Below are 10,436 nucleotides of genomic sequence, written 5' to 3'. Positions count from 1 at the left end.
TTGCCAAGTCATAAATCCTCCCTCTACCTCCTTTACAGGATAACCAAGGGATGCAAACTTTCTAGCTGCCTTTTGTGATAGGTCGCAAAGCAGAGCGTAACAATATACGTAATTGATCTTATCCCTAGAAAGACCGGGAAATGTGGTGTGAGACCCTTCAAAACCATCATACTTGTCAAACGGTATATTAATAGCACCAGGAATGTGTCCCCTGTCAAAGTCCTGTTTTTTTCTGAGGTCAACTATTACACCTTCCACTTTTCCCTCAGAAACTTTCCTAACACTAAAAGGATTTGATGTGTAATTCAGCTTGTCTTCAAAATACTTGGTGGCTGCTTTAGTATTTTGTATCGCAGCTTTTTTATTGGAAGCTGCGGACACGTTAAATGCGACCGCCAAAACCATAACCGAAGTGTGAACTAAACGAACTATCATTAAAAATCCTAAGTTTGTTGCTGATATATTTCGTGATATCAAAAAGCTCGGGTATTGTCAAGAGTGAACGAGTACCGTCAGATCGGTATTCCAGTGCTTGCTGCTTCAGGGGGTTCGATTCTTCATTGAGTACTTTTCTTTACAGCGCTATACTTGCGCATTTCTAAATCCCATCTTTACTTGGAAATTAGCGCATCTACCTCAAGCTCTGATAACCCGGTTACCTCACTAACCTTCCTTACGTCTAGTCCTATACCCAGCAAGTTTCTTGCTATCGCAATCTTCTCCTCTACTTTACCTTCCGCTTTACCTTGAGCTCTTCCTTGCTCTGTGCCTTCCTCTCTTCCCTGATTCAAAACGGATTTTGTGAAACTCGCCTCTGCACAGGTATTGCAATATGCTTACGCAGCCTCATCCTCAAATTCATTTGCCTGATTCAGTCTGAAATTTTGTATTACTACTTGCCTTCAGCTGATTCTCGCTGTGGAGCAGTAGTCGCTTGTGACGTTTGTGATGTTGCACCACTATTGTCCTGTGAAGTGGTGACGGAGCTAGTTGTAGGACTCTCATCAAGCGATGTTGTTACTATCCATTTATTTGACAACTCTTTCAAGCGTCCGGTATTTCTTAGTTCACCTATCACTTTGTTAAAACGTACAGTCAGCTCAGAGCCTTTTTGTAGCGCTATAGCTTTATTGTCTTCGAAATCTCTAATAACCAAGTATCTAAATGGACTATTATCGTTGGCGATTTTGGTCGCGACATACTTGTTAATAATAATCGCATTGACCTTTAAAAGCTTCAATTGCTCTAAAAGTTCAGAAGCAGACGTGATACTCACAACATCTATCCAATCCATCTCCTTTTGCTTGTTGTTAGCGTACACCTCCATTGTAGTCCCAACTTGCACTCCTATCTTAATATCCTTTATCTTCCACAGATCGTCAGCGTTTGTAACATCTGCAAGTCTACCTGTTTTAAAGGTGACCAATGCTGCGCTGCCTTCATCGTATATCATTGTAAAATCTGCATTGACTGCTCTGTCAGCAGTCGGTGCCATCGCAGATGCTACAAAGTCTATCTCCTTATTGTGGAGAGCTGGCAACAAAGAAGGGAAAGGCATATTCTTAACGACCAAGTTAAACTTCAAATCCTTTGCGATCAGCTCTGCTAACTCTATGTCAAACCCACCGTTGTTTCCGTTTTTGTCTACAAACTCAAATGGCGGGTAATCCAAAGAGCTCCCCATCACTAGGGTTTTTGACTCCAAAGGATCTTTATACCAGTAGTGTTCCCAAACATACCCGACAAGGCCTGCTATTATAACCAAACCCCACGGAATAATTCTTAACTTTAAATCGCTAAAGCTTTGCATTTCCATAAGTTTTTAACGTATCAATTTAATCCAACACTTGATAGTATTTCCGACCTTCCAAAATAAATCAACGTATTTTTTAATTTTTCTAGTGCTGCAGGACGACATTAATATTGTAAAACTATTCTTATCGAGTAATATGTAACAGTCGTTTAGCTAATCAATCAGCAATTCAGTATCTTAAAAATGCGCTTTCCTATCACGTTAGTACCAGAAGACACCAATATAGACTTCATAGGTAAAAGACATTTGGCATTTACCTGTAGCATTGTCTTAACCATATTAACGCTTCTTCTCTTGGCAACACGTGGATTAAACATGGGTATAGATTTTGTTGGTGGATTGCTGTTGGAGATTAAAACGGAACACAAAACCTCTGTTTCTGAAGTGCGTAATGTACTACGAACCAACAACTATGAAGGAGCTACAATACAATCCCTTGAGAACGATAACATAGTCTTGATTCGCATTATGCCTAAGCAGAAGGAGAATAATGCAGAAATAGAGAGCATAAAAGCCTTGCTTCGTCAACATTATGGAGACGATATTGAATTTAGAAAGGTCGATATCGTTGGTCCTAAGGTAAGTACCGATTTGATGATCAGAAGCATAGCGGCTACTTTACTTGCACTTGGTGCTATGATGGTCTATATCTGGTTGAGATTTAACTGGCAGTATGGAGTTGGTGCAGTAATCGCACTTTTTCACGACACATTCTTTATACTTGGCTTTTACTCGGTTACAGATATAGAATTCAATCTAAGTTCTGTTGCGGCCATACTGACGGTAATAGGATACTCTGTAAACGATTCGATTGTCATGCTTGATAGATTTAGAGAGAACGCTAGGAAATACAAAAATAAAGATATTGGCACTATGATCAACATGAGCATCAATGAAACACTTTCGAGAACTGTCATGACAGTCTTAACAACGGTAGTAGGATGTACAGCTCTTGTGTTGTTTGGAGGTGATGTCATATTTGGATGTAGTATTGCCATACTGGTTGGTATAGTTTTTGGTACTTATTCTTCCATTTATATAGCTTTGCCAATACTACTTTATACTAACTTAAGAAAATAATTGGGGTGATATGAGTTACAAAAGATTTTTTCACAAGAAATTGCCTACTGAAATTTTTCAAGAGACGTCTAATACCAAGGAATTTGTCAGAACTTTAGGGCCGTTTCAGTTAGTATTGCTTGGGATTGGCGCAATAATAGGAGCAGGAGTGTTTGTTGTATCTGGACCTGCAGCAAGTCAGTATGCGGGACCATCTATTACACTATCATTTGCTCTAGCCGGTATTGCTTGTGCATTTGCTGGTTTGTGTTACGCGGAATTGGGTGCGGCAATACCGTTATCAGGTGGTGCATACACCTACGTATATGTAGCTCTTGGTGAAGTGGTTGCTTGGTTTTGTATAGCAATGATATTGCTTTGTTACATAGTAAGTGTCGCTATAGTTGCTGCCGGATGGTCGGGCTATATGGTGAGTTTTTTGGGGGACTATGGTATTCACATATCTCCTAAGTATGCACACTATACAGGGTATGTAGTTGAGACTCCTGGGCAGGAAAGCGTGACATCAATAATCAACATACCTGCTCTCTTTATTGTAATGTTGCTAACTGCGGTAGTGTATCGTGGAACTCAAACCTCATCTTTTGTAAATGCAGCGATCGTTGCAGTAAAAGTATCGGTGTTATTTGGATTTATAGCAATTGGTGCTACATATATAGACGTTGGTAATTGGGTACCATTTATTCCGGAGAACACTGGTCATTTTGGAAAATTTGGATGGTCTGGCATTGTAGGTGGCGCTTCTGTGATATTATTGGCATTTAATGGTTTTGATACCGTGGCAACAGCAGCTCAAGAAACAAAAAATCCACAGAGGGATTTACCGATAGGTATTTTAGGCTCTCTAGCTTTATGTACTTTGATATACGTCAGTTTATCTGCTGTATTGACTGGGGTTGTAAACTATCAAGAACTTGATGTAGCAGAGCCATTAGCTATAGCAGTAAACAAAATGCAAATGCCATGGTTTGCGACTGCAATAAAGATAGGGGCAATTTCTGGTCTTACTTCTGTGATATTGGTATACATATATGCTACGGTTCGTACACTATATGCTGTCACACAAGATGGTTTGTTACCACAATTCCTTGGTAAGTGTAATCCAGTTACTCATACTCCAACTAGACTAACTGTTATGGTCGGTTCCTTGATAGCATTTTTCGCGTCTGCAATGGATCTAGAGCATCTTGTCACTCTTTCTAATTTTGGTACGTTAATGACATTAATTAGCGTCTGTATATCTGTCATTTGTCTGAGGTATCAGTATCCAGAACTACCAAGGCCGTTTAAGTGCCCTGTATTTCCATTTATACCTATACTAGGAGTAGTTCTGTTCTCATTGATTATGACTACATTACCTATACAGACCTTCATATACGCTAGTATTTGGATTTGCTTTATGATGTTTGTATACTTTGCGTATGGACAGTTCCACAGTGTGGCTCAAAAAGGGCTTAGAGATAGCAAGAGCAAATAATCATTTCAATTAATTTGCGGACAGGCTCTAACCTAGAAAGAGCACCTCTCAAAAGAATGCATCCTACTTACCTTGCCTAGCATGTACCCAGCAATCTGAGAGCTTGACGAGACGAAATAAAAGCGTCTTAGGCGTTTATGCCTGCTGTAGTCTAGTATTTTATCATCCTGATAACGTGCAAGAGCATCGTACATCACGCCACCAGCTTTTAAAAGTATTGCGTGTCCAGCAGCTATATCCCAGATGCAGATGTCATCAGAAAAGTGAAAGTATGCGTCGTACTTACCTTCAGCAACAAGGCAAAACTTTAAAGAGCTGCTGATACGATCTTTACACGCCACATTTAACGATTCAAAAAATCTCATTTCTCTTTCACTGAAATCTTTGGTGCTTGTAACAAGCCTGATGCCATCATGTACCTTGATATTTTGATTGACGGATATCACCGAGGGCTCTGATCCTTGGACCAGCTTGTATGCACCGTCATCAGTAGTGTAATAGGAAGTGCGGGTCATAGGCTGATGTATAATACCAAATACAGGTTGATCTTTCACAATCAAGGCTATGTTTATGGTAAAGTCACCAGTTTTGTTTATAAACGAAGCAGTGCCGTCGATAGGATCGATCAACCAATAGGTATCATATTTTTCGATATTTAAAGCATTCAGCGCTTCATCACCTTCTTCGGATATCACGGGAACTCTTCGAAATGGAAGGAATGCAGTTAAATATTCTGTGATCAATTGATGCGCACGCTTATCTGCAGCAGTAACTGGTGAATTGTCTTTCTTATGCTCTACTTGAAGATCAGAGGAATGATAGTACTTCATCACCTCTTCACCCACCCTTGTTGTTAGCTCGATAAGTGCATCTATGTGCTTTTTCTTGAGAACTATATGCATATTTTATACCGCGATTATATAATTTTGTTAATCGTATTGATAATGCCAGATGCATTAAGCTGAGACTGTTCATACATTGCATATGGAACATCTTGATCAATAAACCTATCAGGCATAAAAAGCGAACGAAATCTTAATGAGCCGTCTAATAATCCTTCAGATGATAGAAAATTAGCCACATGAGATCCAAATCCACCTATTGAGCCTTCTTCTACAGTGATCAATATTTTATGATTTTTGGCTAGCTCATAAACTAAGTCTCTATCTATAGGTTTTGCAAATACCGCATCTGCAACAGTCACAGAAAGCCCACGCTCCTCTTGCAATGCAGAAGCAGCTTTAAGGCATTCATGAAGCCTTGTGCCAAGTGACAGTAACGCTATATCATTCCCAACTTGCAATACCCTTCCCTTCCCTATCTGATATGGCAAAATATCGTCTTGTATTGCTATTCCAGTTCCAGTTCCTCTTGGAAATCTAAATGCTGATGGTTTATCGTTAATGTGATATGCAGTGTGTATAGCTCTCATCAGCTCAAGCTCATCACTCGGACACATTATAACAAAATTAGGAAGGGCTGCTAGACATAATATATCAAATGTACCTGCATGTGTCGGCCCATCAGCCCCCACAAACCCTGCTCTATCTATTGCAAAACGCACTGGAGCTGATTGAATAGCTACATCATGTACAACCTGGTCGTAAGCACGCTGTAAAAAGGTGGAGTATATAGCAACAAAAGGCTTGATTCCTTCAAGAGCTAGTGCAGCGGCAAAGGTTACCGCGTGTTGTTCAGCTATACCTACGTCAAACATCCTGTCTTTGAACCTTTGAGCAAAAAGGTTTAATCCTGTACCAGAAGGCATTGCCGCAGTCACTCCGACTACAGTACTGTCATTTGTAGCAAGCTTGATTAAAGTCTTTGCAAAAACCTCAGTATATGTTGGCTTTTGTTCATTTGATTTAATAGGTGTTCTGGTGATCTTATCATACTTACCGATTGCGTGATAACTTTCATCACATTTGCTTTGTGCTACAAATCCCCTGCCCTTTTCTGTCAGAACGTGTAATAAGATTGGTTTGTCTATGGTGTTAGCTTCCTTGATATTTTTCAATATAGGTACCAACTGGCTTAGATTATGCCCGTCTATAGGACCAATATAGTGAAAGCCTAACTCTTCAAAGAAATTGCCTCCAACGATCAAATCTTTTGCATACTTCTTAGTTTTTTTTGTAAATGTTTCCAGTATCTCTGGCATCCGATGTAGTATATCCTTCGCGACACCTCGTGCAGATAAAAAGTGCTGTGACGATATCAGTCTACACAAGTACTGACTCATTGCCCCTACTGCTGGAGCAATTGACATCTTATTGTCATTGAGCACAACCGTGACGTTACTTTTTAATAGAGATGCGTTGTTCATCGCCTCATACGCCATACCTGCGCTTAAAGCTCCATCGCCTATTACTGCGATCACATTATGGTTTTCTTGTTTTATATCCCTTGCTGTCGCAAACCCTAAAGCGGCAGATATGGATGTAGAGCTATGACCAGCTCCAAATACATCGTATGGACTTTCCTGTCTTTTTAAAAAACCTGACAAGCCTTCAGGCTGTCTGATTGTATGCAATTTATCTTTTCTTCCTGTCAAATATTTATGTGGATAGGCTTGATGTCCTATATCCCATACTAAAAGATCTTTAGGTGTATCAAAGACGTGGTGCAATGCTACTGTTAATTCTACCACACCCAAACCTGCACCTAGATGCCCTCCTGTTTGCAAGACAATGTCTATTATTCTCTCTCTCAGTTGTGCAGAGACAGTCTGGAGTTCTTCAATACTTAAGGTTTTTAAGTCAGATGGGTAGAAGATGTAGTCAAGAATAGTACGGTTGTCATGTGTCATTGAGTTTTTGTACGCTGATGGTATCTTTTGTATGACACAATCATAGTACAAATATTCAAAACAGTGAATCTCCTTTTATCAAGTGAATGTGAATATAAGCAATCAATCTGTATATGTGTTCCCATAGTATTTAAGGGAACCTTGGGTATCAGTTGTTATAACAATAATCATACAAACATTCTGTAGGTACTGTCATGAATTTAAATTTGTGGTCCTATGTCAAGCACTTTCAAATTCGGCTTGACATTAATTTCAAATGAGCAAAGATGACGTGACAGTCTAAAAAGTTAAAATATCTATGTGAACAACGACCTTTTATATGAGCGTTCTCTTACTTTTGACATAAGTGATATGCGGTTATCTGTGGGTAATGTACTTGCTGAGTTATCAGAGAATGGATTCGTGTTGTTGAATACCCCCCCCCCCGCACAGTCCACCGACACCAATAATCGATAGATGGGACAGCGATGTGATGCAGCCGATATACGTCATGATTCTTGCTATTCTAAAGCACTTAGGGATCTATCCAGTTGTTTATGAGGGTGAGAACAGCGGAATGTTGGTAAGGAATATTTGCCCATTAATGCAGACTAAATACCATGTGAGTTCACAAGGTGGAGTGCTGGATTTTATGATGCATGTTGATAATCCTGATCTGCGAATAAGAGGGGAATGTTACGAATTTACAAGCGCACCTGACATTCTATCACTTCTGTGTATTAGAAATAATGATAATATAGAAACTAATCTAGTGTCCCTGAAAAAAGTCATTGGCCACTTGAAACACCAGTCCATAGACCTTCTAATGGACGAGGAATATAACATCAAGAGACCGGATTCTTTTGAGATGCATAGCGTTACCAAGAAAGGACTGCCATTAGTAACTTTTGACGGCAACAATTATTGTTCTCGTTTTGACGCACATAGGACCTCTACTGACAGCAGTAGACATATTGCTGTCTTACAAGAATTTGATAAAATAGCAAACAGTGATGTGCTACACACTAAGGTAAATCTGCAACCAGGGGACCTACTTATATTTGATAATCAAACGATGCTCCATTCTAGAAGGAAGTTTACACCGAAGTTTGATGGTAGTGATAGGTGGCTCCTGCGTGTGTTTGGATTATATCAAAAGCCTGCTCAAAGATTTCTTTTAAATCCAGATACTGACCAGCACCATCTCAAAACTTTATGAATGACTAGGTATACACACATACATATGTTTATTGAAGACTCATTTTTGACCAACTATTTTTACTTTGCTACGTGCTTTTTAATCATACTATGCTTTGTTGCAGGGTATATTGATTCAATTGCTGGAGGTGCAGGATTGATATTGATACCAGCTTTTTTAGCAGTAGGGATGAATCCGTATCTTGCTTTGGGACAAGAAAAATTAGTGAGTACTATGGGTACAATGAGCGCTATTAGGAATTTTATCAAGTCAAAGTCTGTTGTATGGGAGATTATACCCCTTGGTATTGTGACATCACTTATTGGTTCTATTATCGGTTCAAACCTGATTTTAGTAGTAGAAGTACAGTGGGTGTATTACGTAATAATTGTATTGTTGCCATTTGGTTTATTACTCACTTTGTTCAGAGGTCTGTTTGTAGGCTTGAGATCTAATATAGAAGTAAAGCAACATAGGATATTGACAGCTATTACTTGTTTGATGGTTGGTTTTTACGATGGCTTTTTTGGTCCTGGTACAGGCAGTATATTCATTATTTCTCTTTGTTGTATCAATGGCATGTCTCCCCTCAACGCATCAGCTACTTCGAAGATATTCAATCTATCATCCAATCTTGGTGCATTTTTATCTTTTTTCATGGCTAATCAGATGGCCGTTGCATTGGGTATTCCAATGATTATAGCAAGTATTGTTGGGAACCATATTGGTAGTATGCACGCAATTAGTGCAACAGGTAATATTATTAAAAATGTTTTAGTATTAACGGTCGTTATGACATCACTGACTTTAATTTGGAGGTTCTTGAGTTTATGAAAGTTGCGTTTTTAGGTCTGGGAATTATGGGCATGCCAATGGCCATGCATCTCAAAAGTAAGGGATATAATCTTACTGTTTGGAATAGGGACCAGAAAAAGGTACTACAACTTGGCTTATTGCCTTGTTCTTTAGAAGACACTGTAGAAAACAGAGATTATGTAATGATGTGTCTTGCGAACGATGATTCTGTCCAGGAAGTATCCAGAAAGATATTGCCTTTTTTGAAGAAAGGTGCGGTAGTTATAGATCACACCACTACTTCTGCACATCTTGCAAAAAAGCTCTATCATGTTTTCCAAGAAAGAGATATCCATTTTATGGACGCACCAATGACAGGTGGACAAACTGGTGCAGAGAATGGAACGCTTGTGATGATGTGTGGAGGAGATCAGGCAGTGTTTGATAAATCGAAAACAGTACTTTCTGCTTATGCTTCTGTGTTGGAATACTTTGGAAAAGCAGGTAATGGTCAACTTTGCAAAATGGTTAACCAAATCTGTATAGCAGGTATTATCCAAGCATTAGCTGAGGGTGTAGACTTTGCACAAAAATCTGGAATCGATGCGGAAAAACTATTTCCAATTATTGCAAATGGTGCTGGAGGCTCATGGCAAATGAAAAACAGGCATATCATGATGTTGCGACGAGATTTTCAGGAGAATGTAGGATTTCCAGTTGAATGGATGTTAAAAGATTTAAATCTTTGTTTAAAGGAAGGCGCCGAGATTGGTGCATCACTTGAGTTAACATCTTGGCTAAAGGACAAATATAGGAGAATTAAAGAAGAAATCAATTCAAGATTTGACGCTTCTGCGTTAATTTTACTCTTACAGAATAAGCTCGACCAGAATGATTGATGTGGTATCAAACATCAGTATGTGTCTAAGATCTAGAAAATCCTGAGGTATTTCTACTTGATCGGTGCCCTTTTAAGCAAAATGTGAAGTGCACTGGCTAGTATCAAATCGACCGATATTCCATGCAGAAAGATCTATTTTAATAATAACAGAAAGGCGGCTCAGTCAGTCCTGAGCAAGTGGTGAAATCTCATTTCAGCCTTACCAAAGTTGGACAGCAGCTGTGGTTAGCAAGAACAGCAAGACAACGAGGTGCTCATACCAATTCTCATTTTTAAATGATTCAAAACGGATTTTGTGAAACTCGGCTCTGCGCACGTATTTCAATACGCTTACGCAGCCTCATCCTCAAATCCATTTGCCTGATTTAATCTGAAACTTGGTAT

Annotated in this window: 10 protein-coding genes; 5 read left to right on the top strand and 5 right to left on the bottom strand. The window is 39.2% G+C overall.

Features of this window, described 5'->3' with window-relative positions:
• The 3 genes from EDM53_RS05955 to EDM53_RS05945 all read right to left on the bottom strand — a co-directional run.
• A partial coding sequence (locus EDM53_RS05955) for a rhodanese-like domain-containing protein (RefSeq protein WP_130122735.1) occupies nucleotides 1-435 on the bottom strand: 435 nt, incomplete at its 3' end.
• Between the two features lie 176 nt (nucleotides 436-611).
• A complete protein-coding gene (locus EDM53_RS05950) occupies nucleotides 612-791 on the bottom strand; it encodes a hypothetical protein (protein ID WP_130122734.1) in 180 nt (59 codons plus the stop codon).
• Nucleotides 792-892: 101 nt separating this feature from the next.
• Nucleotides 893-1,816 carry an ABC transporter substrate-binding protein gene (locus EDM53_RS05945; protein ID WP_130122733.1) on the bottom strand — a complete coding sequence of 308 codons (924 nt, stop codon included), beginning with the start codon at nucleotides 1,814-1,816 and terminating at the stop codon, nucleotides 893-895.
• Between the two features lie 180 nt (nucleotides 1,817-1,996).
• On the opposite strand from EDM53_RS05945, the gene secF reads away from it, so the two are divergent.
• Together secF and EDM53_RS05935 are read left to right on the top strand one after the other, a co-directional pair.
• The gene (secF, locus tag EDM53_RS05940) at nucleotides 1,997-2,893 is read left to right on the top strand and encodes a protein translocase subunit SecF (protein ID WP_130122732.1); all 897 of its coding nucleotides are present in this window, start codon (nucleotides 1,997-1,999) and stop codon (nucleotides 2,891-2,893) included.
• A 10-nt stretch (nucleotides 2,894-2,903) separates the two neighbouring features.
• Entirely contained in the window at nucleotides 2,904-4,370 is a 1,467-nt protein-coding gene (locus EDM53_RS05935) for an APC family permease (protein ID WP_130122731.1), read from the top strand.
• 32 nt (nucleotides 4,371-4,402) lie between these two features.
• Here EDM53_RS05935 and EDM53_RS05930 read toward each other — a convergent pair whose 3' ends face one another.
• Together EDM53_RS05930 and dxs are read right to left on the bottom strand one after the other, a co-directional pair.
• Nucleotides 4,403-5,272 (bottom strand): 3'(2'),5'-bisphosphate nucleotidase CysQ family protein, encoded by an 870-nt coding sequence (locus EDM53_RS05930; protein WP_130122730.1) that lies wholly within the window; start codon nucleotides 5,270-5,272, stop codon nucleotides 4,403-4,405.
• Nucleotides 5,273-5,286: 14 nt separating this feature from the next.
• Nucleotides 5,287-7,179 carry a 1-deoxy-D-xylulose-5-phosphate synthase gene (dxs, locus tag EDM53_RS05925; RefSeq protein ID WP_130122729.1) on the bottom strand — a complete coding sequence of 631 codons (1,893 nt, stop codon included), beginning with the start codon at nucleotides 7,177-7,179 and terminating at the stop codon, nucleotides 5,287-5,289.
• Between the two features lie 472 nt (nucleotides 7,180-7,651).
• Here dxs and EDM53_RS05920 point away from each other — a divergent pair, with 472 nt between their 5' ends.
• The 3 genes from EDM53_RS05920 to EDM53_RS05910 are packed head-to-tail and all read left to right on the top strand — an operon-like array spanning nucleotide 7,652 to nucleotide 10,050.
• A complete protein-coding gene (locus EDM53_RS05920; protein WP_242507915.1) occupies nucleotides 7,652-8,377 on the top strand; it encodes a TauD/TfdA family dioxygenase in 726 nt (241 codons plus the stop codon).
• Between the two features lie 24 nt (nucleotides 8,378-8,401).
• Nucleotides 8,402-9,190 carry a TSUP family transporter gene (locus tag EDM53_RS05915; protein ID WP_130122736.1) on the top strand — a complete coding sequence of 263 codons (789 nt, stop codon included), beginning with the start codon at nucleotides 8,402-8,404 and terminating at the stop codon, nucleotides 9,188-9,190.
• Nucleotides 9,187-10,050, top strand: a complete 864-nt coding sequence (locus EDM53_RS05910; protein ID WP_130122727.1) for an NAD(P)-dependent oxidoreductase — start codon at nucleotides 9,187-9,189, stop codon at nucleotides 10,048-10,050. Before EDM53_RS05915 ends, EDM53_RS05910 begins: the two co-directional genes overlap by 4 nt.
• The last annotated feature ends 386 nt before the right edge of the window (nucleotides 10,051-10,436 follow it).

This window comes from Rickettsiales endosymbiont of Peranema trichophorum (genome assembly GCF_004210275.1).
Taxonomy (GTDB): domain Bacteria; phylum Pseudomonadota; class Alphaproteobacteria; order Rickettsiales; family Midichloriaceae; genus RICK02.
The sequence above is the reverse complement of the archived record's forward strand: the minus strand, read 5'-3'. Positions and strand labels throughout refer to the sequence as shown.

Excerpts from the sequence above, each read along its gene's own strand:
- EDM53_RS05945 (WP_130122733.1), bottom strand. The coding sequence starts at position 1,816 with ATGGAAATGCAAAGCTTTAGCGATTTAAAGTTAAGAATTATTCCGTGG.
- secF (WP_130122732.1), top strand. The coding sequence starts at position 1,997 with ATGCGCTTTCCTATCACGTTAGTACCAGAAGACACCAATATAGACTTC.
- EDM53_RS05935 (WP_130122731.1), top strand. The coding sequence starts at position 2,904 with ATGAGTTACAAAAGATTTTTTCACAAGAAATTGCCTACTGAAATTTTT.
- EDM53_RS05930 (WP_130122730.1), bottom strand. The coding sequence starts at position 5,272 with ATGCATATAGTTCTCAAGAAAAAGCACATAGATGCACTTATCGAGCTA.
- dxs (WP_130122729.1), bottom strand. The coding sequence starts at position 7,179 with ATGACACATGACAACCGTACTATTCTTGACTACATCTTCTACCCATCT.
- EDM53_RS05920 (WP_242507915.1), top strand. The coding sequence starts at position 7,652 with ATGCAGCCGATATACGTCATGATTCTTGCTATTCTAAAGCACTTAGGG.
- EDM53_RS05915 (WP_130122736.1), top strand. The coding sequence starts at position 8,402 with ATGTTTATTGAAGACTCATTTTTGACCAACTATTTTTACTTTGCTACG.
- EDM53_RS05910 (WP_130122727.1), top strand. The coding sequence starts at position 9,187 with ATGAAAGTTGCGTTTTTAGGTCTGGGAATTATGGGCATGCCAATGGCC.